This is a genomic window from Bacteroidales bacterium (assembly GCA_016707785.1).
Classification (GTDB): Bacteria; Bacteroidota; Bacteroidia; order Bacteroidales; family UBA4417; genus UBA4417.
On the sequence record JADJGZ010000001.1, the window covers coordinates 12,702 to 39,120 of the forward strand.

Annotated in this window: 15 protein-coding genes and 3 tRNA genes; 11 read left to right on the forward strand and 7 right to left on the reverse strand. The window is 40.7% G+C overall.

What is annotated here, in order from left to right; translation table 11 throughout:
* Positions 1–184: 184 nt before the first annotated feature.
* A complete protein-coding gene (locus tag IPH84_00045) occupies positions 185–772 on the reverse strand; it encodes a hypothetical protein (GenBank protein MBK7171633.1) in 588 nt (195 codons plus the stop codon).
* 515 nt (positions 773–1,287) lie between these two features.
* On the opposite strand from IPH84_00045, the gene IPH84_00050 reads away from it, so the two are divergent.
* From IPH84_00050 to IPH84_00070, 5 genes are all read left to right on the forward strand, one after another.
* Positions 1,288–1,377, forward strand: a tRNA-Ser gene (locus IPH84_00050).
* A gap of 27 nt (positions 1,378–1,404) precedes the next feature.
* Positions 1,405–1,479, forward strand: a tRNA-Pro gene (locus IPH84_00055).
* A 554-nt stretch (positions 1,480–2,033) separates the two neighbouring features.
* A tRNA-OTHER gene (locus tag IPH84_00060) sits at positions 2,034–2,116 on the forward strand.
* 628 nt (positions 2,117–2,744) lie between these two features.
* Positions 2,745–3,155, forward strand: coding sequence for a hypothetical protein (locus IPH84_00065; GenBank protein MBK7171634.1), 411 nt, complete (start codon positions 2,745–2,747; stop codon positions 3,153–3,155).
* 698 nt (positions 3,156–3,853) lie between these two features.
* On the forward strand, positions 3,854–5,632 hold the full coding sequence (locus IPH84_00070) for a 3-isopropylmalate dehydratase large subunit (GenBank protein MBK7171635.1): 1,779 nt from the start codon (positions 3,854–3,856) through the stop codon (positions 5,630–5,632).
* 18 nt (positions 5,633–5,650) lie between these two features.
* Here the strand turns inward: IPH84_00070 and IPH84_00075 are convergent, their stop codons facing one another.
* Complete coding sequence (locus IPH84_00075) at positions 5,651–6,049, reverse strand: acyl-CoA thioesterase (protein ID MBK7171636.1); 399 nt, start codon at positions 6,047–6,049, stop codon at positions 5,651–5,653.
* A gap of 155 nt (positions 6,050–6,204) precedes the next feature.
* Here IPH84_00075 and IPH84_00080 point away from each other — a divergent pair, with 155 nt between their 5' ends.
* Complete coding sequence (locus IPH84_00080) at positions 6,205–7,527, forward strand: metallophosphoesterase (GenBank protein MBK7171637.1); 1,323 nt, start codon at positions 6,205–6,207, stop codon at positions 7,525–7,527.
* A 60-nt stretch (positions 7,528–7,587) separates the two neighbouring features.
* Here IPH84_00080 and IPH84_00085 read toward each other — a convergent pair whose 3' ends face one another.
* The 5 genes from IPH84_00085 to IPH84_00105 all read right to left on the reverse strand — a co-directional run bounded on the left by IPH84_00085 (position 7,588) and on the right by IPH84_00105 (position 18,616).
* The gene (locus IPH84_00085; GenBank protein MBK7171638.1) at positions 7,588–8,694 is read right to left on the reverse strand and encodes a cysteine synthase family protein; all 1,107 of its coding nucleotides are present in this window, start codon (positions 8,692–8,694) and stop codon (positions 7,588–7,590) included.
* A 156-nt stretch (positions 8,695–8,850) separates the two neighbouring features.
* Positions 8,851–10,326: an aminotransferase class V-fold PLP-dependent enzyme gene (locus IPH84_00090; protein MBK7171639.1), complete on the reverse strand. Its 1,476-nt coding sequence runs from the start codon at positions 10,324–10,326 to the stop codon at positions 8,851–8,853.
* A gap of 142 nt (positions 10,327–10,468) precedes the next feature.
* Positions 10,469–15,184: a hypothetical protein gene (locus IPH84_00095; protein MBK7171640.1), complete on the reverse strand. Its 4,716-nt coding sequence runs from the start codon at positions 15,182–15,184 to the stop codon at positions 10,469–10,471.
* A 259-nt stretch (positions 15,185–15,443) separates the two neighbouring features.
* The gene (locus IPH84_00100; protein ID MBK7171641.1) at positions 15,444–16,097 is read right to left on the reverse strand and encodes an ABC transporter ATP-binding protein; all 654 of its coding nucleotides are present in this window, start codon (positions 16,095–16,097) and stop codon (positions 15,444–15,446) included.
* Between the two features lie 83 nt (positions 16,098–16,180).
* Positions 16,181–18,616 (reverse strand): carbohydrate binding family 9 domain-containing protein, encoded by a 2,436-nt coding sequence (locus IPH84_00105; GenBank protein MBK7171642.1) that lies wholly within the window; start codon positions 18,614–18,616, stop codon positions 16,181–16,183.
* 145 nt (positions 18,617–18,761) lie between these two features.
* Between IPH84_00105 and sucC the strand changes: the two genes are divergently transcribed.
* The 5 genes from sucC to IPH84_00130 all read left to right on the forward strand — a co-directional run bounded on the left by sucC (position 18,762) and on the right by IPH84_00130 (position 26,397).
* Entirely contained in the window at positions 18,762–19,952 is a 1,191-nt protein-coding gene (sucC, locus tag IPH84_00110; GenBank protein ID MBK7171643.1) for an ADP-forming succinate--CoA ligase subunit beta, read from the forward strand.
* Positions 19,953–20,446: 494 nt separating this feature from the next.
* Positions 20,447–23,767: a SusC/RagA family TonB-linked outer membrane protein gene (locus IPH84_00115; GenBank protein ID MBK7171644.1), complete on the forward strand. Its 3,321-nt coding sequence runs from the start codon at positions 20,447–20,449 to the stop codon at positions 23,765–23,767.
* A 45-nt stretch (positions 23,768–23,812) separates the two neighbouring features.
* Positions 23,813–24,373 carry a SusD/RagB family nutrient-binding outer membrane lipoprotein gene (locus IPH84_00120; GenBank protein ID MBK7171645.1) on the forward strand — a complete coding sequence of 187 codons (561 nt, stop codon included), beginning with the start codon at positions 23,813–23,815 and terminating at the stop codon, positions 24,371–24,373.
* Positions 24,373–25,434 (forward strand): SusD/RagB family nutrient-binding outer membrane lipoprotein, encoded by a 1,062-nt coding sequence (locus IPH84_00125; GenBank protein ID MBK7171646.1) that lies wholly within the window; start codon positions 24,373–24,375, stop codon positions 25,432–25,434. The genes IPH84_00120 and IPH84_00125 overlap by 1 nt, the downstream gene beginning before the upstream one ends.
* A 48-nt stretch (positions 25,435–25,482) precedes the next feature.
* Entirely contained in the window at positions 25,483–26,397 is a 915-nt protein-coding gene (locus IPH84_00130; protein ID MBK7171647.1) for a LamG domain-containing protein, read from the forward strand.
* The last annotated feature ends 22 nt before the right edge of the window (positions 26,398–26,419 follow it).

The following is a 26,419-nucleotide window of genomic DNA, read 5'->3' on the forward strand; positions in this document are numbered from 1 at the left end:
ACTGAATACACTTATCATAAACTAATAAGAGCCGGGCACAAACCCGGCTCTTATGCTTAATTATGATCTGTTTATTCGAAGATTGAATAGGATCTGCTCAACAATGCTTCGAAGTCCAACGAAAGCTGTGAGCACTTCAGCAATTTATATTTTCAATTCAGGCTATAAAAACGAATAGTGGTGATCAGAACCAGAATCCTACATCAATGCCTAAGCGTGGAGCAATTCCACTATAACTGTAATCCCAGATGCCATTATAATACTCATTCTCAGCATCAAACGCCTTTCTGATACCGCCCCCGGTATAAATATCCAGGTTGATCCGATTCGCAAAAGAATATGACCAACCAAATACTACGCCGGTACCAACAGCATCAAATGAATCTGTTTTCCATTCATCATAGCCCATGTTGTTCCAGTAAGTCCTTTCTACCTCTTCATAATTATTCATGATATAAGGGGCAAAATATAATCGATGACTATTCTTTGGATTGATTTGGGTATATACATTGAACTTTAATTGCGCTTCTGCACCAAAACCCCAGAATCTTTCATTATCTGAGTCCTTGAAGTTCATGCCGACATTGATTAGTAAACTTGTAGTGGGTGTGAAAAAATGCTCAAACCCCATTTGAAAGGTATTCCTTGTGAACATGGAAGCTGACACCTTGTAAATGTTCCTGTAAGTTTCTGATGAGGAAGAAGGTTGGGTTTGTGCATTGCTGACATAGGCAGCAGTGATCATTGCAATAAGAAAAACAATCTTTTTCATATAAATGGTTTTTATTTTGGAACCGATATTTATCAAAGGATATGCCACAAGATAAAAGGTTGCATGTGATTTCAACATTATTCTGAACGAATCTACGACTAAAAAACTGATTGTTTGAAATAAAACCTGGTTCATTTTTAGATCATTTTTGTAGATTTTTAATCTAATGCACTATTTACCTGTGATTTAGATGTGATGAAGGTTTTAATATCAAACTCGATAAAAATTTGCAGAGTATACAATTAAGTGTAAATTTGCAGTCCGATTTGCAAAAATCAACATAATCAGCAATTGTCCATCAGGAGAGGTGGGTGAGTGGCTGAAACCAATCCCGTCGCAAGTGACGGGACTAAACTGTCGGACTGGTAACGGTAGAATAAAATAAAAAAAGAAAGCGATTTTTCCATTGGAGAGGTGGGTGAGTGGCTGAAACCAATCCCGTCGCAAGTGACGGGACTAAATTGTCCTACTGGTAACGGTAGAATAAATAAAAGAAATAAAGCGATTTTTCCATTGGAGAGGTGGGTGAGTGGCTGAAACCAACAGTTTGCTAAACTGTCGTACTGGTAACGGTACCGGGGGTTCGAATCCCCCCTTCTCCGCCAAAAGACCAATAGGTCAAAAATATAGTTCGGGGTGTAGCGCAGTCCGGTTAGCGCACCTGGTTTGGGACCAGGGGGTCGAAGGTTCGAATCCTTTCACCCCGACAACAGAGAGAGACTTTTCAGTCTCTCTTTTTTTATGCCTTTTCCGCAAAAAAAATCTTAAAGATGAAAATTGGTGGGTGAGTGGCTGAAACCAATCCCGTTAAAGACGGGACTAAACTGTCGCTGGTAACGGAGGGGGTCGGGGCGGCAGCCCCACGAAATTCACAGCGTGAATGAGTAATCCCCCTTCTCCGCCAAAAGACCAACAGGTCAAAAATATAGTTCGGGGTTTAGCCCCGCATGCAGCGAGATCCGGTTAGCGCACCTGGTTTGGTCCCGTCATCCATGACGGGAGAATGTTCGAATCCTTTCACCCCGACAACAGAGAGAGGCTTTTCAGTCTCTCTTTTTTTATGCCTTTTCCGCAAAAAAAATCTTAAAGATGAAAATTGGTGGGTGAGTGGCTGAAACCAATCCCGAATTAAATACGGGACTAAACTGTCGTACTGGTAACGGTACCGGGGGTTCGAACGGCGCAGCCCTCACGAAATTCACAGCGTGAATGAGTAATCCCCCCTTCTCCGCCAAAAGACCAACAGGTCAAAAATATAGTTCGGGGTGTAGCGCAGTCCGGTTAGCGCACCTGGTTTGGTCCCGTCATCCATGACGGGAGAATGTTCGAATCCTTTCACCCCGACAACAGAGAGAGACTTTTCAGTCTCTCTTTTTTTATGCCTTTTCCGCAAAAAAAATCTTAAAGATGAAAATTGGTGGGTGAGTGGCTGAAACCAATCCCGTCACAAGTGACGGGACTAAACTGTCGTACTGGTAACGGTACCGGGGGTTCGAACGGCGCAGCCCTCACGAAATTCACAGCGTGAATGAGTAATCCCCCCTTCTCCGCCAAAAGACCAATAGGTCAAAAATATAGTTCGGGGTGTAGCGCAGTCCGGTTTAGCCGTCACCAGGGTGGCCCTTTGGTCCCGTCATCCATGACGGGAGAATGTTCGAATCTTTTTACCCCGACAACAAAGAGAGATATTCTCCAAAATTGTGGTCAAAAAAGGTCTCACTTTAACGCGTTTCTGAAAAGACTCATAGGGCCTCCATGTAAGTCAAAGAGTGAGAAAAATGCTTTATCAAACACAAATGATCAGTGGTTCAAGAAGATATATATCAATATTTCATTGTCATCCTGATGGATCTGACTTGATTCTACATAGATATATTGATTACCTTTGATATTTCCAATGTGAGTGTATTTAGGTGAGTAATTAACACCATCATTTGCATCTGAAGTTCTGACAATTACTAAAATATTCTAAATGCTCCAATCCACCAATGAATACAATCTAAATCCCGCACATGGTATTACTCTTGGTGGTACTTCAGCAGTGTTTAAACAAAGCAGCCCGATCCAGAGTGAGAAATTTCCAGGATCCAGTTATCACTATGAATTTATGTTAAATGGTGGAAACCTTTATGCATGTCTCCATTGTGCCCACCATTCCCCTCATCATAATTTGTCACTTCTAATTCGCAGCCTGATCCCTTTGATTGCAAAACGCCTTGCGCATAATGATATTATTGGATTTGATCATGTTCCGATTACCGGATTACCTCCGGCTACTCATGTAGTTAATATTCTTGTCCGCAAATATGGTGCAGAGTATCCAGCTCAGAATGCTGAAATTATGAGGCATTTGATCAATGTGACTCAAAGTTATCATATTTAATGTCTGATGTTTAATGTCTGATGTCTGATGTTTGATGTTTGATGTCTTATGTTTGATGTTTTTGATTTCAGATTTTTGATTTCGGACCTTCCCAACTCATAATATTTACAAATTTAGGCATGAAACTGTCAGTCAGGCGGGTGTCGGATTTTTGATTTCGGACCTGCCCAACTCATTATATTTACAAATTTAGGCATGAACCTGACGGTCAGGCGGGTGTATGATGTCGGATTTATGATTTTGGATTTTTCATCTGCCACTGTGCACCCAGCACCCAGCACTAACCCTAAGTCATTGAACTAGAACGCTATGTAAATTGCAAGTGAATTGGATTTGAGTTAATTTGTGATTAATTTGTGTGTTTTGTGTTCTTTTTTTTCGCCATAATTGCGTTATTTCCTTATTTTCTTATTGATAGAAAGTAATGTAATGAAGCATAAAAATACTTCCACAAATGATCTCAAAACTGGCGGACAAATAATCACAAATATTTAGAGATAGTTTCTAAATGCTTTTTCATGAAGAATTCAAGTCGAAGTCTTCCTTTTGAAACATTTTCAAATTTTCAAATTTTCAAATTTTCTCATTTTCAAATTCAATTTTTGTATTCCTTTTTTTCGAAATTTACATGTCGAAAATTAAAGAGGCTTTAGGGCTTGAATTCTTAGTAAATCATTAGTAATCAAATTATCATAGTTATGAGCGGAAAGACATTTGCCGAAAAAATTCTGGGTGCCGAAGCAGGTGCCATCGTTTTCAGGAAACCGGATATCATCCTCACCCATGATAACACGGCCAGTATCGCAAATACCTTTAAAAAGATGGGAGGTGAAAAAGTGTATGATCCTGATCAACTCCTCATCGTACTTGATCATAATGCTCCACCAACAAATGCTGAATTGGCTAATGATTACCAGAAAATCAGGGACATTGTAAAAGAACAGGGTATCACTAAATTCCATGATGTAGGCAAAGGCATTTGCCACCAGATTATGGCTGAATATGCTAAGCCCAAAATGATTATTGTTGGAAGCGACAGTCATACCTGTACTGCAGGAGCCTTTAATTCATTTGCAGCTGGAATCGACCGGACTGAGACTGCCGGCCTTTGGAAGCAAGGTGAAACCTGGTTTAGGGTTCCGGAATCTATTAAGATCACCTTGAATGGAAAACTTCCTGCCGGTGTATATGGGAAAGACCTGTCATTGTGGATTATTGGAATGATGGGATCAAGTGGTGCTGACTATATGAGCATCGAATACCATGGAGAAGGTGTTAAAAGCCTTTCTATTTCCGATCGTATGACCATTGCCAACCTGGCTTCTGAAATGGGAGCCAAAAATGCAGTTTTCCCTGCCGATGAAGTATTGTCAAAGCATTTCGGTGGACAGGTTAATGGAACATGGGCTGATGCAGATGCAAGGTATTTCAGAGAAATTGAAATCAATCTCAGCGAGTTATTCCCTGTAGTAGCGGCTCCTCACCATGTGGATAATGTAAAATCATTATCTTCTGTTAAGGGTACAAAACTTAATCAGGCGATGATTGGAACCTGCACAAACGGACGTATTGAAGACCTTCGCCTGGCTGCCGAAATTCTAAAAGGCAAGAAACTTCCGGATGGATTTCAATTACTTGTGATTCCTGCTTCTCAGGATATTTACCTTCAAGCAATGGAGTCGGGTATGATTCGTACATTTATGGAAGCAGGAGCTAGCGTACTATCTCCTTCATGCGGACCATGCCTAGGCACCGGACAGGGAATTCCGGCAGATAATTATACCATCATTTCTACAGCTAACCGGAATTTTAAAGGAAGGATGGGGAATAAGAATTCTTCAATTTACCTGGCTTCACCCGCTGTTGTTGCTTATTCTGCCTTAAAAGGCGAGATTGCTGATCCCAGGGAAACAGATGCCGCAGATACATTCCCTTATACAATCGAACAAAGCAAAACTGTTGATATTCAACAGGGCGAAGATAGGTTTGCCAATGGTACCTGGAACTACTCCGACGTTGATAATCTCAACACCGACCAGATGTTTGCTGGCAATCTTACCTATAATGTTAAAAGTTCTGAAGCAGAGAAAATCATGCCTCACTTATTTAAAGGTTTTGACGATAGCTTCTCTGAACGTGTTAAAGAAGGTGATATTATTGTAGCTGGTGCCAATTTTGGATGTGGTTCCTCAAGAGAGCATCCTTCTGTCGGATTAGCTTTTGCCGGAATTAAAGCGGTCATCTGCAAAAGTGTTAACCGTATATTCTATCGTTCTTCAGTAAACCAGGGACTTCCCATTATCCTGCTTCCTGAAGCTGTAGATGCCTATCAACAAGGTGACCAGGTAGATATCGACTTCGAGGCAGGAAAAGTTATTATTGGCGGGAAAGCCTATCATTTTTCTCCGCTACCCGATAAACTCGTGGGAATATTTAAAGCCAAGGGATTGGTGAACTTTGTGAAGCAAGCTACCTGATTTCAGGAAGCAAAGTGATTATAAAGGAGGGGAAATTCTTGTAAGCTTGTGATTATCATCAATTGCAGCAAACCTGAATTTTCCCTCTAATACTTTTTCTTTATGATCATCAAGAAATGTTTCTGCGAAAATTTCAATGGTCACAGTAATGCTTGCATGGCTCATATGGGTGACCTTCCCGACTAATTCAAGTATACTCCCGGCAGGCACTGGTTTTCGAAATATTATCCTGTCAGCAGATACTGTTACCATTTCCTGTCGACAAAACCTTATTGCTGTAATATAGGCAACCTCATCCATCCACTTCAGTACTTCGCCTCCAAAGAGGGTAGCATGGTCATTCAATGAGTTGGGGAAAATAATTTTGCTCTGACGGGTTTCCGTTATGATTTTTCGTTGTTCTAAATCAATACTCATCGCTGGATAGTTGTTTATAATTTTCAAATATACAACTTCGATGAATCCTTTAACAGCCATTTCAAACTTCCTGCTATCCTGCATTGTTTATTTACCTTTGTAGTTGGATTTCTCTATATATAAATGGAATAAATTAGTTGTACGACACAATGAAAATGAAGAAGATAATCTGGTTTGTGGTTTTGATAATTCTTGTCATGGGAGGGATGTGGGTAGGTGGAAATTTTTATCCCAGGTATACTTCAAGATTGATGGGTTTTGGTTTTTTCCTGTTACTGGATATTTCACTCTGGAATGTTTTTATTTCTAATCTCCCATCTAAAAAACAATTTTTCTCAAAACTGTTGAAGATTGCTTACTGGGTGCCCTTGGGCTTTCTTATTTCTTTTATCATTCTTTCATTCATCTGGCCTATGAAAAATTGGCCGGCTATTCTCCGGATTTACTTTCCGGGTATGCTCATCCCCTTATTTATCTGGAAATTGATCCTGGTGATAAGTATGTTACTTGGAGTGATCTTTTCGGCTCTACTCCATTTTTTCCATTGGCTCACTAAAAGTCGTCAGAATAATTATAAACTGTCCCGGTTCATGATTTCCTTTGGCCTGGTGATCGCCACATTGATGTCAGTACTTATGGTTTCTGGTTTTATTTTTTGGGTTTATGACTTCAAAGTCAGGACGATAGAAGTGAAATTGGAAGGGCTGCCCGAAAAGTTTGAAGGATTCAGGATTGTTCAGCTTTCGGATATTCATCTCGGTAGTTGGTATTCAGACCGGCCCCTCATTAAAGCTGTTGAAATGGTGCAGGCTCAAAAACCAGATATGATTCTTTTCACCGGGGATATGGTGAATTATGTCACCGATGAGGCTTATCCTTTCGAACCTGTCCTCAATCAATTAAAAGCACCTATGGGTGTATATGCCATCCTGGGAAATCATGATTATGGCGATTATGTAAGTTGGAAATCGGAAAAGGAACATCTTCAGAATAATGAACAACTGCAGGATTTTTATCATAAACTTAATTGGAATTGTTTAAATAATAGTCATAGCATTATTAAAAAAGATAGTGACTCTATTGTATTGATAGGTGTTGAAAATTGGAGTGCCAAAGCGATTTGGGGGCAGAAGGGTAATCTGGCCAGAGCACTACAAGGTGTTGAAGATGTCAGAACTATGATCTTATTGTCTCATGATCCGACTCATTGGAAAGCGGAAGTAATTCCATCATTCCCAGGGATCGACCTAACCCTTTCCGGTCACACACATGCCATGCAAATGGGTTGGGAATTCGGTAAGCACAGGTGGAGTCCGGCGAAGTGGTTGTTCAACGAATGGGGCGGTATTTATGAGAATAAGTCAGGTAACGGGAATATGCAATACCTCTATGTTAACAGGGGATTGGGACATATCGGTTTTCCCGGAAGAATAGGAATTAAGCCGGAAATTACAGTTATTATTCTGCGAAAAGAATAACCCTGGCAAGAAGCTTAAATATACCGGGGAATACCTGAAAGAATTTTAAAAGCGAACAAATTATCCACAACTATGGCATTCAGTTTTAATGGATTTGATATTGCAATTCACTACATCACAGCATGTTTTGCATACCCTCTTGAATACGGAATAATCCAGCAATTCAACATCTGGCGTTAAATATCCCTCTCTTACCGGTTCATTTTTCATGAGATCGGTACTCAGGTATTTTTTATTACTATCGGAGAAGACAGTTACAACAGCAGCCTCGCTTCCCATCTGGTTCTGTACTTTTAATGCACCAATAAAATTGGCTCCGGATGAAATTCCTACTGCAAGTCCCAATTTTGAGGCAAGTTGCTGTGCCATAAGAATAGCATCTCCATCATGTGAGGTGATGATTTGGTCTAATTTATTCAGCTTCACCAGGTCGGGAATGAATTCATCAGAAATACCCTGGATCCGGTGATTTCCTATTTTACATCCTGTAGTCAGGGTAGGGGATTCTGCAGGTTCAAGTGGATGTACCTTGATGAGTGGATTCATTTCCTTCAGAAAGTGCCCGACTCCCATTACGGTTCCACCTGTTCCTACACCTGCAACAAAGGCATCCGGTTTGAGATCATGTGCCGACATTTGCCAATATAATTCAGGGCCAGTGGTATCGTGATGAGCATCAGCATTAGCCTGGTTAGAGAATTGCCTGGGAAGAAAAATATTGGGTTGCGTTTGTGCAATTTCTTCAGTTTTTCTAATGCTCCCCAGGAATCCTCCCTGTTCTTTTGAAATAGGAATAATCGTTGCTCCAAGACTGCGTATAATATCAACCCGTTCTTTACTCATCCAATCCGGCATAGCAATCTGCACCTGGTGTCCAAGGGCTTTTCCTATTGCAGAAAATGCAATACCGGTATTTCCGCTAGTGGCTTCAACAATGGTGTCGCCGGGTTTAATCTGACCTGTTTCATAGGCTCTTTGCAGAACATACAAAGCCATCCTGTCCTTGATACTTCCTGTAATATTGAATTGTTCCATCTTAGCATACAGAAGTCTGGGTTCACCCTTATACCTGAAACTAATCACAAGTAATGGAGAGTTGCCGACAATTCGCCATAATTCTCTGAACTTTGAAGCTAAGCGTGGATCGCTGATGGTATTACTGATCATAGGGTGGGTTGGATTGAAAACAAAATGACAATACAACTCTTACAGGTCAATAACCTGCCAGGGCAGGCAAATATAGAAAAACTTCTGTGAGCCTGTAAAAACAGCCTAATTCATAAAGAATCTGAATAAAGTACCGGGAAGAGCTCTGTCAATAAGCTATTTTTCAAAGGTGAACCAGGTAGAAACCAGTTCGTCTTTCTGATGCCACTCATCAATATGGATAAACTCATTTGTGTGCTTATTGTATAGATAATCCTTCACCCATGATTTGTGGTTAACAGAAATTTGCTGAAGAGCAATCATCACATTGTCCAGTTCCTTATCTGTCATAGTTGGATGCAAAGAGAGTCTTATCCATCCGGGTTTTTGGGACAGATCACCATGAGTTATTCGGTCGGTGATTTCCTTCGATTGTTCGTAACTCACGTCCAGGAGAAAGTGTCCGTAGGTTCCTGCACAGGCACAACCACCGCGAACCTGAATACCAAAACGATCACTGAGAAGTTTCACCACGAGGTTATAGTGAATATTGTCAATATAGAATGAAATAATACCCAAACGGTTCCTGACATTATCTGCGAGAATATGTAAGCCTGGAATTTTCTCCATTGCCGAAAATGCTGAGAGCACTAATTGGTCTTCCCTCTCACGCATCAGCTTAACCCCCATTTTTTCCTTGATCCGAATGCACATCGCAGTTCTCATAGCTTGCAGAAAACCGGGAGTGCCTCCATCTTCTCTTGTTTCAATATCATCAACAAATTTGAACTCACCCCAGGGATTGGTCCAATCAACAGTTCCTCCACCGGGTTGATCAGGATCCTCCCTTTTATATAGCAATGAATCAAAGATCAGAATGCCGGAAGAACCAGGTCCACCCAGGAATTTGTGAGGAGAGAAAAAGATGGCATCAAGCTTTTCCATCGGATCGGCAGGATGCATATCAATATCAGAATAAGGGGCCGATGCGGCAAAATCTATAAAACAATATCCTCCTGCTTCATGCATTACCCTTGCCAGCTCGTGATAAGGTGTTTCGATGCCGGTAACATTGCTGCAGGCAGTGAAAGAGCCGATCTTCAATTCCCTGTTTTTGTATTTTTCAAGCAGCACACGAAGGTTTTCCGGATCAACCAGTAAGCCCTCGCCAGGAGGAATTACTTCCACATCAGCAATCGTATAATACCATGAAGTTTGATTAGAGTGATGTTCCATATGGGTGACAAATACCACAGGACGCTGTTCTTCCTTGATACAATCCCTGCCATGCTTCAAACCACAGGATTTCAGGTTAAGGATTCTCTGAAACTTTACCAGGGCAGCAGTCATACCAAAACCGGTTGTTACAAGAACATCTGAAGGAGACGCATTTACATGTTTCTTGATGATCTGCTGGGCATGATGATAGGCTTTTGTCATCAATTGCCCTGTTTCACAGGTTTCTGTATGAGTATTGGCTACCCAGGGCCCTATGGTTTGAGTGATTCTGTCTTCAATAGGTTGGTAAAGCCGGCCGCTAGCCACCCAATCAGCATAAACCATAGTTTGTTTGCCATAAGCAGTGGAATATTCCAGTTCATTACCAATAATCCCTTCACGAAATGATAAAAAATGCCTTGAAATATCAGTCATTGCTTCCAGTTGTTTGATTTGTTGCGCAGATATCAACTTCCTTTTTGCTATAAAGACTTCATATGCCTTTATGCTTTGAAAAAAGATGATATGAAGACAAGATTACTATCTGCCGTAAAAGTATCTAAATCCTTGATGCAGATTATTCTCCCTGGGAAATTTCTATCCTGCTAACTTCCAGGTCGCACCCTTCAGTATATAGGCTGATCCAGTTATTATCCTCACGATACCATTTATCCTGTCCGGCCAGGCGAATCAGATAATCAACGCCTTCCTTGGTGCTAATGGTCCGAAGAACAATCCCTCCATTTTTGGCGTTATCACGGCCATAATTGAAGTAAACCTTTGGAATCACATTCCCGACTGCTTTTGCACGAAGCATGACATAGTTATTGTTCTTCAACCGTGGTTCTATGCCCTTGAAATTAAACTTTTTCTCATCTCCGGCCGGAATCAGGATGGTGCTTGTATTCACCTCAAGAATCGAATGATCTGCAATATACTGCTTGATCTTACGAATCATTTCTCCGGGGTATTTTTCATCAGGTTTGATATTTTCTGCTTTTTCGTAGCCTTCAATTGCCTGGTCCAGGATTTTCTGCTGGTATAAACGATCTGCATCTACAATGGCTTTGTCATATTCATCCTTCAATGCCCTGTTCCGCTCATCGAGAATCAGGTTGATTTCAATAAGCTTATCTTTAGGATACTTTTCTGCAGGTTTGATACCTGAGGCTTTCACATAAGCCCTTTTGGCATCTATATAATTCAATTGCGCCAGGTATTGGTCACCTTCTGTGATAGATGCAGAGTATAATTTTTCCTGTTCTTCCTTTTGCTGAACCAATAAGTTATTTATATCAGAGATTTTATCAGACGGATATTTTTCTGCAGGTTTAATGTCAATGGCCTGCTGATAAAGGTTCAGCGCTTCAGAATAGTTTCTTTTTTCAAGATTGGCATCAGCCTCTGAAATGATTCGATTATAACGGTCTTCAATGGCTTTTAATTCAGTTTTTATCGTGCTTATTTTAGATGCAGGGTAAGCTTCTAAAGGTTTTACTAGCAAGGCTTCATTAAAAGCTTTCAAGGCTGACTCAAGGTTTTTTGATGCCAGTGCAGCATCACCTTCAGCCAGTGCCTTGTTATAAGCTTCATCCTTAGCCTGAATCTCAGACAGTATAGATTTTATGGCCGTTATTTTGTCCTTAGGCATGACTTCATCTGTTTTCAAGGCAGCTGCATCTTCGAACCTCTGAAGTGATTGCTGGTACTTTTCTGCCTTTAAAAGAGCTTCTGCATCAGCCATTACCGTGGTATACTGATCATCCAGTTTCTTTTGATCAGCAAGGGCAATATTGATGAACTCTTTTTGCTTTTTTGGATAGGATTCCTCTGGTTTCAAGGTTGAAGCTCTTTCGTAAGGTTCCAGTGCTTCCCTGAATTTTTTCTGATTGAAAAAGAAGTCGCCATCAGCTATGGCTTTCGCATAATTCTCATTATTAATGCGGATGTCATCCAGAATTTTATTTATCTGAGCAATTCTTTCAATGGGATCCTTTTCACCGGGTTTTATTTTTGATGCATTATTGAATGATTCAAGTGCTTCCTCATATTTTTTGGTACTGAAGAAATTCTCTCCTTCATTTATGGCTTTATCATAAGCTACCTGATTTGCCTGGTTTTCTGCTATCAATTTCCTGGCTTCAGTAATTTGATCTGCAGGATATTTTTCTGAAGGCTTCAGTTTTAGTGCATCTTCATAGGCAGCAATAGCAGATTCATATTCCTTTTTGGAGAAAAGTTCATCTGCAGATAGAATGGCTTTGTCAAAAGCATCGTCATTGGTCTTAATAGAGAGGAGAATTTCATTGATATCTTTGATCTTTTGAGCAGGATAGGCTTCAGATGATTTTATCTCCAAGGCATCTTTGAAGGCTTCCAGGGCCAACTGGTAATTCTTGCCGGTAAGTTGCCGCTCGCCATCAGCAATTGCCTTAGTATAGTTTTGATCGGCGGTCTTAATCTGTTCAAGTATGCTATTGATCTCTGCAATTTTTTGAACAGGGTAGCTTTCATCTGAATTGATGGCCTTTGCATTCTCAAATGAAGTCAATGAACCATTGAAGTCCTTCAGTGCAAATAACCGATCTCCCTCTTCAACAGCTTTAGTATAGGATTCCTGTTGCTGTTTCAGATCAGCCAGCAGTTTATTTATTTCAACAATTTTTTCCTGAGGGTATTTTTCTTCCGGTTTAATTGACGATGCCTTGATGTAACCAGCAATCGATTCTGAATACTTTTTTGATTTCAATAATACATCTGCATCTGAAATGGCTTTTTCATAATTATCCTGCAATGCTTTCTCTGCAGCGATGATTTTTTTGGCTTCTGCATTCCTGTCAGAAGGATATTTCTCAGCAGGTTTAATTGATAAGGCTTGAGTATAGGAATCTACAGCATCCTGGAAATGTTTTTCTGAGAATGCCAGGTCACCTTTTGTAATGGCATCAGCATAGAGTTCATCCTTGTTCTTGAGTTCCTGTAGAATTTGATTTATGGCCAGCATCTTCTCCTTCGGATAAGCTTCTGAAGGCTTCAATTCCGATGCTTTTTCAAATTTTGTGAATGCAAGTGAATAGTTTTTGGCAAGCAAGTCTTTATCCGCCAGAAGAATGGTTTTGGAATAATCTTCATCAAGTTGTTTTTTATCAGCTATCTGCTTATTTACTAAAGTGATCTGGTCTTTTGGATAAGATTCGGCTGGCTTCAACTTCAAGGCTGCCTGGTAGCTGGACACAGCATTATTCAGATTTCCTGTCTGAAGAATGGAATCACCCTGTGCAATCAATCTTGAATAATCAGATTCCGTTTTTTGAATTGAATTGAGTTTTAGGTTGATTTCATTGATCTTTTGAGAAGGATAGGTTTCTTCCGGTTTGATGCTTTTTGCCTCATTATAAGTGGCCAGGGCCCTGTCGTATTGTTTTTCAGTATAAAGCCTGTCAGCAGTAGTAATGGCCTGCGTGTACATTTCCTGCCTGGCCTTGGTGTCTTTCATGATCAGGTTAATGGCTGTGATTCTGTCCACAGGGTACTGTTCATTGGGTTTTAACAATGAAGCATTCTGATACTGGCTAAGGGCCTGGGAATAGTTTTGCTGGGAGTAGGATTTATCTGCCTGGAGTATGAGGTTGTCATATTTATCCTGTTCGGATTTGCTTTTTGCCAAAATCACATTGATTGCAGTAATTTTTTCTTTTGGGTAGGCTTCATTGGTTTTAATAGAAGCAGCTTCCTTAAATGCTGAGAGAGCATTCTCATATTGTTTTTCTCCAAATGCGACATCTCCGCGCTTAATAGCATCACTGTAAGTTTCATTCTTCTGCCTGTTTCCCTCAAGAATACCATTTATTTCTGTGATTTTTCCAGTAGGGTACGATTCTTCAGGTTTGAGTTGCAATGCTTTTTCATAGGATGCAATTGCCTCAGGGTATTTTTTTTCTGCGAACCTGGCATCGGCCTCAGAGATCACTTTTTTATAGTTTGTTTCCAGTGATTTCTGGTTTCCTAACAGTGAATTGATCGTCTCTATCCGTTCTTTAGGGTATTTCTCATCAGGTAGGAGGGTTAAGGCATTCCGGTAATGTCCTAAAGAAATCTCATATTTTTTTTCATCAAAGGACTGGTCACCATTATTTATGGCAATGTCAAAAGCTTCCTTGCGGCTGTTTTTCTCCTGAATAATTTTTTCTATTTCTCCTATCTTACCGGTGGCATAAGGGTCGTTGGAAGAATAACTCAAAGCAGTACGATATCCTGAAAGGGCTGCTTCCAGGTCGCCTGTTTTTAAGATGGCTTCTGCAGAGGCAATTGCCGCATCATATCGTTCCTTGTCTGAAAGAACCTGGGTTAATCCTTTTCCTGTTTTATCAAGCATCTCCCTGGGATACCGGGCCTCAGGTTTAATTTTAAGCGCTTCTTCATATTTAACACGCGCATTCACAAAGTCGCGGTTGATATAGAATTGATCTCCAGCCTCTATGGCTTTGTCATAATTAGCCTGGACTGCTTTTTTTGCATTCAGGAAATTATCTATTTCCTGGATCTTTTGCTTTGCTGTTGCATCATTCGGAAGTAATACCGAAGCCTGTTCATAAAGTTTACGTGCATCATCCCTCTTTTCAGCTTTCAGAAGCACATCCCCATCCGCTATCAACTTTTGGTATTGCTGTTTCTTTGAAGCAGCATCAGCTTTTTTTCGATCAGTTTCTGCAATTTTATCTTTAGCAGGTCTTGAATCCGGCTGCACCGCAACTGCCATCTCGAACCAATTTCTTGCTTTATCGAAATTTTCTGCTGAGAGCTCCAGGTTGCCTTTGGCCATGGCATCATTAAACCTGGCAACATCTGCTGGATCAACATAGATTGCCCTGATAGCTGCTAACCTGTCTTTTGGGTATTTCGCAGAAGGATCCAGATCAAGGGCTTGTTCGAATAATTTTTTTGCTTTTGGATATTCCTTTAGTTTAAAAGCGTCTTCTCCTTGTATGACAGCATCTTCAAAGGAAAGATGCCTGGTTTTATCCGATTCTTCGATTAGCTTCTTTAATTCAGCGATTTTGACAATAATCACCTTGTCGCCAGGCTTTAATGCCAGGGCTTTGTTGTAGGAATCGATAGCCTTTTCATACTCATTTGTTTTGCTGAAATTTTCAGCTGAAGTTACCAATGTCGTAAACTCATCATTCTTTACATTTTGGGCCTGCAAGGGACTCATAAAATGTATGAGAAGAATAAAGATGAAAAGAATGAAAAATGTGTTTTTATGGAAAGGGTTAGTTTGGACAAACTTCATATTGTTCTGTTCATTATGCCGGCAAGCAGCTTTTGTTTGGGTATCAGAATTGATTCTGTTTGGTTTTTTAGTTCGCTTTATCAAAAATTGGCTCTGACCAACCTTTAGGTTGGTAACGCTAAAAGACATGTTTTATTTGTATGTTCTGTTTTTTTAACCAGAATGAGATCTCTTAATAGTTAATGGATGACTTTTAAAAATGTCACCGGTTATTCAAATAGGAAGAAATCTGGTGATTTGATACCGACTGATAAATGCATCAACTTGCAATCAATCCATCGACAATGGTAAGTTTTCTGTCCGAACCGTTTGCAAATTCTTCATTATGGGTTACAATCACAAAAGTCTGATTGAATTCCTTACGCAATGAGAAAAACAACTCATGCAATTCTTTGGCATTTGATGAATCCAGGTTGCCTGAAGGTTCATCAGCAAGTATTACTGACGGATTATTCATTAATGCTCGTGCAACTGCAATACGCTGCTGTTCACCGCCGGAGAGTTCTGAAGGTTTATGTGAGGCCCTGTTCGAAAGGTGAAGGAATTCCAGAAGTTCGGAGGCTCTTTTTGTAGCCTGGCTTTTTCCGGAACCTGCAATATAAGCAGGAATACAAAGGTTCTCCAAAGCAGTGAATTCAGGCAGGAGGTGATGAAACTGGAATACAAAACCTATATGTCTGTTTCTGAAATCAGAAAGCTTCTTTTCATTCAGACCTGATATCTCTATCCCATCAATAAATAACTTCCCTGAACCTGGCTTATCAAGGGTGCCGATGATTTGCAAAAGTGTCGTTTTCCCGGCACCTGAGGCACCAACAATCGAAATAATTTCACCTTTGTGTATCTGGAGGTCAATTCCTTTCAATACTTCAAGCGTCCCGAATGATTTACGAATATTTATCCCGGTAATCATACTATTTTGTTGAAGTGCAAAGGTATGAAGATAAGGGAATCAGAACAGAGTATCTTTTTACCTCTTTAATTCCATGGGGTTTCTCATGGATGACGCTTTTTTTTCAATTGCTGATAATCCAGGTAATAAAGTACCTTGAACGAAACAGTATTGCTTTGCGGGGAGTTAAAAGTATTACGGATATTGGTGAAAAAGTCGGGTACAGGAATATTACTGTCAGGAGGGTTAATTGCATTCTTCCATACAATATTCAAACTGCTGCCAGGGGCAAATACCCATGAAAACACCATATCCACAGTGAAAACATTGAAATTGAAATCATGCTTTCCTGAATAGGAGGGGGCTTCGACTGTGTTGCCTTCTGTATTTAAAGTATAGAAAGATTTATAGACTCCTTTCGACCAATAGTGACGAGTATTAAGGTTGATCGATAAATTATTTCTGAAGAGGTATTTTCCGGATAAGGCGTTGATAATAGTTGTAATATCTCTTTTACCAAAAATAATACTATCTATTCCTTGATTGGAAAAATGATGCGCATACCCAACCTGGTTAGCTGTGTAGTCAGAGGTAAAACTATAATTAAAAACAAAATGATTATTGATTCTGAAGATAGGGTGAATACTGACTGCTCGCTGGAAAGTGTGGTTAATGGCTGTATTTGAGACTTCTAAAGTACCATCCAGGGCAAAGGGCTTTCTATAATCGCTTGAAAACCCAATATTACCACTTAAGGAAGTCGGTTTACGGTAAAATCTGCCACTAACCCTGGGCTCATAATAATCATAGGTGGAAAGGAATTCATAGGAAGCATTTACCCAAATAGTCAGGTATTTCATTGTTGAACCATATGATTTCAAATCTATTGATGCCTTTTGTACCTTAGATGTAGTGAAATTGTTTTCATTCTGAAGGACCAGAGAGTTGTGCAAATCTCTCAGGCGCCACCAGGGTTGGTAAATATTGTAGGAAATACTGGCATAGTTCATATGGTAATTATTATACCAGTTCACCCCCATGTCATTAGCATTATAGGTGTCATTCATCATTCCTTTTATGATGGAAAAGAGGAAGTTTCCGTTATATTTTCCGAGCCCGGTATAGAATTTATATCCTACCTCATTCTTGTTTTCTCCTGTTTCGGAAGGGGTGAAAATTTGACTGACCCCTCCGTTGATATTGAGAGAATAAGTATTTGATTTATCATTAAGCTTAATACCGGCAGCGGTTACATTAGCATCCCTGTAATTTTTTGCCCTTACCAGGTTGGTGTTGCTAATAAATATTTCTGAGTTGTTTTTCAGTGCTTGTGCAAGTACAATCATATTGTAATTGCTTGCCGGGTCGGTAAGGATTTTCCTTTGTTGTTCCCCGGTATCCTCAACAATGGCATAGGTATTTGCTGTAACTGCATTGAGTAAACCAATCGCCAGTCCGGAACTGGTTCGGCCGGAAAGTTTAGTGGCATTAATTAACCGCTGTTGCACCGGGTTTTTGATGATTCTTTCTCCATCCATTAATTGACTGGAATCATGAAGAAAATTCAAAGGTGTTTTACCAATTCTCCGGGAATAGAATATATCCCCTTTTTCAAACAAGTCAACCGCTTCATTAAAGAATGGCCGCTGCTCATCATAAATTGTTTCAAAAGCTGTAAGGTTCTTGATTTTATTGTCCGATTGGACCTGGCTGAAGTCGGGCAATAAAGTCATATCAACGGTGAAACTTTCATTGAGTCCAAATTTTAGGTCCATTCCTCCACCAAAAGAAGTTGAAATATCTTTTCCCGGATCATTGGGATAATGTTCGGCAGCCATTGCAAAATAGGGAGTAAGGGATAAACGGACCGGTGGCTCAATATCTGAAATGTTTGTAAGTGTCCCCCAATGGACGAGTTTATTATTGGCTCCCTGTTTTTCGAGTGACCATTGATCAAATTCCCTGTTTCTCCTGAAGGACCGGGTTATTTGTAAACCCCAATTCTGTAAGGATGTTTTAGGAAAACGGAGTGCGGAATATGGAATCTTCATTTCAGCTATCCAACCATCTTCTGCAACTTTCACCTCACTTAGCCAAACACCATCATAGGTATCATCCGTTACCCTGGAATCAACCTGCACCCCTGCAACCGATAAACTAAAGGTGTAGGCATCAAGTTGATTGTCATAGGTATCAAACTGGATTTCAAAATAATCAGCATTCATATTTTCATCATCTCTATTGCCTAATTGCATAGGGATACTATCAGGATATAGATCCGTCATTTTTGCGCCAATATAGATGGCATAATCATCATACAAAATCCTGACTTCAGTCGGGTGACTGGGTTTTGTCCCATAAAGTGGAAGAAATTGTGTAAAATCTATGATAGGGTCAGCATTTGCCCATGAAGCATCATTGAGAACACCATCAATCCTGGGTGGGACTTCACATCTGGCAGCATTCGACTTTTTTCTGTCAACCTGCGCATTTACTGAAAATACTATAAATGTGAAAAAGAAAATAAAAAAAACCTTCATAATACTACTGTTATCGTCAAACTACCTCTTTGAATTGCCTTTAAGGTGTGTAAATATATTTAGGAATTGATATATGCCTGTTCAGAAAACCATTATTTTTGAAAATCTAAAATTACTACTTTTTCGGAAATCAAAACCAATTATCATGAATCTTCACGAATATCAGGCAAAACAAATTCTATCCAGCTTTGGTGTACCAGTTCCAAATGGTATCATGGCTGAAACAGTTGAACAGGCACTGGAGGCAGCCAAAATCATCCAGGAGCAATCAGGGTCGCAATTCTGTGTTGTAAAAGCACAGATACATGCCGGTGGCCGTGGAAAGGGCGGTGGGGTAAAGCTGGCTAAATCTTTGGATGAAGTCCGTGAAAAAGCCTCCCAGATTCTGGGGATGATGTTGGTTACTCCTCAAACCAGTAAAGAAGGAAAGTTAGTACGAAAAGTGCTGATACAACAAGATGTGTATTATCCGGGAGCCTCTGAAACCCGTGAATTTTATATTAGTCTGCTCCTTAACAGGGCGGAAGGTAAAGTTATGATAATGTACTCTCCTGAAGGTGGAATGGATATTGAAGAAGTAGCAGAAACCAAACCTGAAAAGATTTTTCTGGAAATCATTGACCGTAAAGTTGGCCTTCAGCAATTTCAATGCAGGAATATAGCCTTTACACTTGGATTAAGCGGTGAAGCTTTTAAAAATATGGTAAAATTCGTCAAAGGCCTTTATGATACCTATATGGGCGCTGACCTCGCAATGCTTGAAATAAACCCGGTCCTCAAAACCAGCGATGATAAAATACTGGCTGTCGATTGCAAAATGCGGCTTGATCAGAATGCACTTTACAGACATGCAGATTATGTTGCAATGCGCGACATCTATGAAGAAGATTTTGCTGAAGTGGAAGCCGGACAGTATAACCTCAATTATGTGAAATTGAATGGCAATGTAGGTTGTATGGTGAATGGAGCCGGACTGGCCATGGCTACAATGGATATCATCAAGCAGAGTGGGGGAGAACCTGCTAATTTCCTTGATGTAGGAGGTACTGCCAATGCCGAACGCGTCGAAAAAGCCTTCAGGATTATTTTAAAAGACCATAGCGTGAAAGCCATATTGGTGAATATTTTTGGTGGTATCGTCCGCTGCGACCGCGTAGCACAGGGTATCGTTGATGCCTATAAAAACATTGGAGATATTCATGTTCCCATTATCGTCAGATTGCAAGGAACCAATGCACTGGAAGCGAAGGAACTTATCAGTCAATCCGGATTAGCAGTGTATTCGGCTGTTTCCCTTCAGGAAGCTGCTGACCTTGTGAATAAAGTGCTTAATTAAAATTTATCAACCAGAATTTCAACGAGTTAGATATTCTGTTTACTTCACTCTATCCCCGGAAGAAATTGCCTTCCGGGGATTTTTTTATAACCAGTAAGAGACATGGAGATTGCCTGAAAATGCTATTTCCCGAAGAATCCAGAAATAATTTACTCAATTTCTGGATTCTATTTCCCAAGGAAGCCTTGGTGGATTTGGTTTCCCGGGGGGGGCTGGGGTTGGGGGGGGGGGTGGGACTTGAATTCTATTTAAAATTAAACAGTCTTTTTCGAAATTTAATCAACCTCTAAGAGTATTTCTATTTTCTTTTTCATCCTAATCATAAAAATGTAATTTTACATTATTCACTCCTTGAATGCAATACTGCAATGGTCCGGGGTTAATAAAATCTAAAGATAGAAAGCTTTTCAAAAGTTAATGAACCATCATTAATCATAACCTGCTTAACATTCAGGTCCGGAATAAAGTAAGAGTCAAATATTAAAAACTTACTAATGAGACGAGTTATACTGCTCTTTTTCGTTTTTCTTTTTCAGATGTCATTTTCCCAGGCACAGATGCTCAATATTAGTGGCACAGTGATATCATCAGACGATGGCACTACCATACCTGGTGTGTCTGTTCTGATAAAAGGTACTACCAGGGGAACTACAACGGATATTTCAGGAAAATTTAAACTGGCAGGGGTCGATCCTTCTGCTACTCTGATTATCAGTTGCCTGGGTTTTGACAGGTTGGAAGTGATTGTGCAAGGTAAAACAGAGTTTGCAATTCAATTAAAGTCATCAGTTACCCGCCTTGATGAATTTGTTGTAACTGCTCTCGGAGTAAAACGACAGAAGCGGGAAATCGGGTATTCAACTGAAAAAATAGAAACCGATGATATTACCAGGGCCAGTTCTCCCAATGTCATCAATGCAATAGTAGGTCGTGCTGCCGGGGTATTGGTATCGCAGAATGATGGGGTAGAAGGGGGGTCCACCCGCATCACTATTCGCGGAAATAATAACCTGAATGGGAATAATCAGCCTTTAATAGTGGTAGATAATGTCCCGATGGAAAATACACCCGGCCTTGAAAATGTGGGTCGTGGAGTAGATTGGGGCAATGGAATTTCTGACCTGAATGCACTGGACATTGCTGAATATACTATTCTTAAGGGAGGTCCTGCTTCAGCTCTTTATGGAGCCAGGGGAGCCAATGGAGTGATCCTGATAACTACAAAAAGAGGGAAGAAACAAAAGGGCTTAGGGATTGAATATAATGTCGAACATAAAATCTCGCATCCATACAGGTATCGGGATGTACAGAATAAATATGGTCATGGCGGGCCTATCTCTTTCCTTGAACCCGCATTTCCATTGGATGATGAAGGTAACCCCGGCTACCCCGGGATTTATGGCACCGATAAACTGATTATCAACCAGGAAGGTACAACCTCTACAACTGCCGAGGAATTTGGTTATTATGGTTCTGCTGTTTCCTGGGGGCCGGAAATGAATGGTCAACTTATAAAATGGTGGGATGGCGAAATGAGAAACTACTCCCCGCAACCTGATAATTATAAAATGCCTTTCCAGGATGGCTTCACACAAACTCACAATATCGCTGCCAACGGGGGCAATGAGAAAGGATCTCTGCGCATATCCCTGACACGGCAGGATCATAAACCCATTATCAAAAACAGCAATTTCGACAGGACAACAGTCACAGTTGGAACGACTCTGAAAGTTTCAGAAAAACTAACTGCGGATGCCACACTGACTTATGTTAAGTTTAACAGATTGAACAGCCCTGTGCTTGGTGAAGATGGAAATTCTTTCAGCAAAGGGTTCCTTTATTCCTGGCCAAGAAGTTACCAGGGAATCGATATGAATAATTATGAGTTGGAGGATGGATCAAGAAATTCACTGGAAGGATATCCATTCTTATATGTTGATCACTATATCTGGTGGAATTATTTTAATAATAATACCATCCTTAACAGGGATAAATATTCCGGAGCCCTCTCCCTGAACTATGATATCACTCCTTGGATGAACCTGGTTGGAAGAGCCGGAAGAGATTACACCATAGAGAATATTGTAGCTAAAAGTAAACCTGTTGATGTGCTGGGATTGATGAACGGAGCCTATTCCAGTAGCTTGTCAAGGAACTATAGCGACAATTTTGAAGTAGTACTTAGTGCAAGGAAAGAAGAAATCTTCAATTCGAAGTTGAATGTAGTTCTCACAGCAGGGGCCAACCGCTGGGATAACAATTATTACAGTATCTATGGGCGATCAGGAAACTGGTACTATCCAAATATGTACACCTTCTTTAATTATACTGCATCGACCTACCTGGTGGATGATGATGGAAACATCATGATTGATGAACTGGGAAATAGCGTATCTGATATTGTTGCAATAGAAGGACTCAGCAGAATCAGAAATAATTCAGTCTATGCCTTCCTGAACTTTGATTATAATCATTATCTCTTTCTCGATCTGACAGGACGCAATGACTGGTCGTCAACGCTTCCACTTAACAATAATTCATATTTCTATCCTTCTGTTTCCCTAAGCTTTGTGGCATCTGAAGCCTTTAAACTGCAGGATCACCTGCCCTGGTTTAACTTCCTGAAACTCAGGGGAGGTATTGCCCAAACAGCCTCTGGTACAGATCCATATCAGACTGCTTTCTATTACACTACCCGATTCTTCAGCGGACAACAAGCCTCATTTTTCCCGAACCTGATACCACCCTATGCCCTTAAACCTCAAAGGGTAAATTCCTATGAAGCAGGCGTGAATATGGGCTTTTTTGAAAACAGGATTGATGTAGATTTTACCTATTATTATAAATACTCATTTGACCAGATTCTTGACCTTCCGCTTCCATCAACATCAGGTGCACAGGGAATAAGAATTAATGAAGGGATCCTTTCTAACAGGGGAGTTGAATTTATTCTGAATACAGTCCCTGTTCATACCAGGCATCTGATTGTGAGAGCTGGATTGAATTTTTCCAGGAACCGGAATAAAATCATCAGCCTGGGGAATTATTCAGATGTATATGAACTGGCTGATATTTGGGGATTGAATGGCCCGGCCATGACTTTGCAGGAAGGTGACGATTATGGAACCATTACCGGCTACGATTATGTCTACAACGAAAATGGGGAACGTATTCTGAACGACGAAGGAACCAAATACCTCATAACTGATACCCGGGTGCCTATTGGAAATGCTTCTCCTGATTTTACGGGAGGAGCCCATGCTGAAATTAGCTTTCATGGTTTTAAACTATTTGCATTGATTGATACCAAATGGGGAGGCGATATTTATTGCGGCTCCTATGTCATTTCACTTCAATCGGGTCAGAGTCCCTCAACACTGCTGGAACGCGATGGAGGAGGCTTGCCTTATACTGATCCTGAAGGAAATGTCAGGAATGTAGGTGTGATCCTCGATGGGGTTTATGCGGATGGCAGAAAAAATGATAAAGTGGTTCATTATTATTATAAATACCTGCCCAATGCAGGAGGTTGGGGAAAAATCATTTCTACACCCGGTATTCTTGAAAATTCCTGGGTGAAAATGCGGGAAATATCTCTTGCTTATGAGCTGCCTGCCAACTTCCTGGAGAAAACCAAGGTCTTCCAGAAACTCAGTCTTAATATAACTGGAAGGGATTTATTCTACATCTATACTACACTTCCCGATCATCTGAATCCTGAAGGAATTATGGGGTCAGGGAATGCCCAGGGTTTTGAATGGGCCTCCTACCCGGGCGTTCAGTCAGTAACATTCGGATTAAAAGCCAGTTTCTAGTTTACTTTATTATCAACCCCTACCATAGCAGAAAAAATCTGAACAATGAAAAAAGCAAGGTTTTACTTCTTTTTCCTGATAATAATCAACCTTTTAGTTTCCTGTTCCCGGGATTTTGAAGATATCAATACCAATCCTCATGGCTTTACCACGGCTTCTGATGGATCAATTTTCAATGGTATTATTGAATCATTGGTACTTTCAGGCAATGAACAATTCTATATCAATAATGAAATCCTCTACAAACAGTGTCAGCTCGCTGCTTTGACCCAGGATGCCTGGGGAAATTTTACCATTGGCACAGAGGAGATGTGGACCAATTATTACGCGGCCATGCCTTCATTCAGGGAGTTGGAAAAACGATTTGACGAAGCCACTCCATCTGCTTCCATGAATAATATGAAAGCGATGCTGATGATCACAATGGCATACAAAACTTTTAAAATGACGGATGTTTTTGGAGACATGCCATTTAGTAAAGCGGGGTATGGATTTCAGGACCTTGACCTGGTTCATCCGGCATATGATACACAAAGAGATATTTACCTGACTCTCCTCAATAACCTCAGAATAGCAGATTCTTTGATCAACGACACAACCATGTAGTGGAACCTTTCCTCAGTTTTAAGAATTTTGATAAGCTCTTTGCTGGCGACATGCTGAAATGGAGAAAACTTGCCAATTCAATGCGATTACGTTATGCAATGAGGATGGTGAACCGTGAGCCCGAACTGGCAGGGGATGTGATTGCTGATGTTATTTTGAACAATCGTCCGGTACTTATTGGTTATGATTTCACCAGCCCGTTGCTTGAATCAGCTTGTCTTTGGCCAATCGTCAGTGGTTTTAAAAATGAAAGCCTGAATTGGTCCTTCAGGGAACATAATGGATTGAGGTTAGGTTCCAATATATGGAAACAATGCTCTTCCACTGATTCACCAGATGGCAGCGGAATATTCGACCCCAGGCTCTATTATTTCTTTGAGCCTGATGGTAAAAATCTTTGGACACCTTTCCCTCAGCAGCCGGAAGCAACCACTCCATCCTCAGGAGGCATCCCTTATGCCACACTCAGGGATGATGGCGTTTATTTTTCATTCAAAGGAGAGAATTGTAACTATTCCCCCTTCAACTATTTCCTGATTCGCGATGAGGATTTTATGCCGATAATTCTGATGACGGGTGCAGAAGTACATTTTCTAAAGGCAGAAGCTTATTTCAGGGGTATTGGTGTGCCAACCGACAAGGATATGGCTGATATCGAATATATGAATGGAATCAATGCTTCTATTGACTGGTGGGGTGCTACTATGTCGGGTTCAAAATTGCCTTTGTCGGGATTGAAATTCATTGATATGATTACTGTTCCGCAACAACTCAGTGCCGCTTCCGTCCTGAATCATTTTGGTTCCTGGAATGCAGCCAGTGAAGAAGAAAAGCTTACCTTTATTTATACCCAAAGCTGGCTGGATGCTTTCCGTCAACCCTGGGAAGCATATGCCCAAACCCGGCGTACAGGGATGACTCCACGGGAAGGGCCTGCTATCAACCATTTCCGTTTACCTTACCCTCCTTCAGAAAATATGTATAACGCTGAAAATTGTGAACAGGCTAAATCGCACCAGGGAGGAGATTCCCCACAGGCTAAAATCTGGTGGGCGTTATAGATACGTGATAATAAATGCAATTATTCAAACCACTTAAATAACAATCCCATGAAAACATTTACCCGATCATTGAGGTTCATACTGATCTCTTTTTCTTTGATTTCCAGTATGATGTTGTTTGCACAATCGAATCAGTACCTGCATTTCGATCGTGTGGATGACTATGTAGTCATTGAAAATGGAGCCAGTTATATTACGAACTCAACCCAGGGCATTTCAATGTGCGGATGGTTTTATTCTGATGACCTTTCCTATGGCCAGGGAATGATGGGTTTCAGAGGAGGAGCTACTGAATTTTATATCATTCAGATTGGGGATGGGAAACTGGAGTGCAGATATAAAAGTTCGACAGGGTTTTATGAGTATGTCGGACCCGTTAATACCATTATTCCACAGGTATGGCAGCACCTGGCCTGGGTATTTGACGGAACGGCAATAAAACTGTATGTAAACGGCACCTTAAAAGGGTCAAAAGCTGCATCCGGGGTGATGACAGACGCAGCAGTACCCTTTGCAGTGGGGAAAAGCATTCTCGGTGGTTTCAACTTTGTTTTTGGAGGAAGGTCTGATGAAGTATCTGTCTGGAAAAAAGGCCTCACCCAGGCTGAAATCCAGGATCTTATGAACAATGAACTTACTGGCAATGAAACAGATTTGCAGATGTATTACAAATTCAACCAGGGAGTACCCGGAGGAAATAATATCTCTATCACAGAGCTTATTACAGAGATATACGCACCTGACCGAAACGGTGACCTGATGAATTTTGCCATGAACGGCCCCACTTCCAATTTTAATGGCACCCTTGATTCAACGTACCAGGCCATTTCATTCCCGCAAATCCCTGCCAAGCTGATCAGCTATCCTCCTTTCACATTGGATGCCACAGCTACTTCCGGCCTTGATGTGGAATATACACTGTTATCAGGACCTGCAACCTCAGTGGGAATGTTGTTACCCTAACCGGGGATACTGGCAGGGTTTA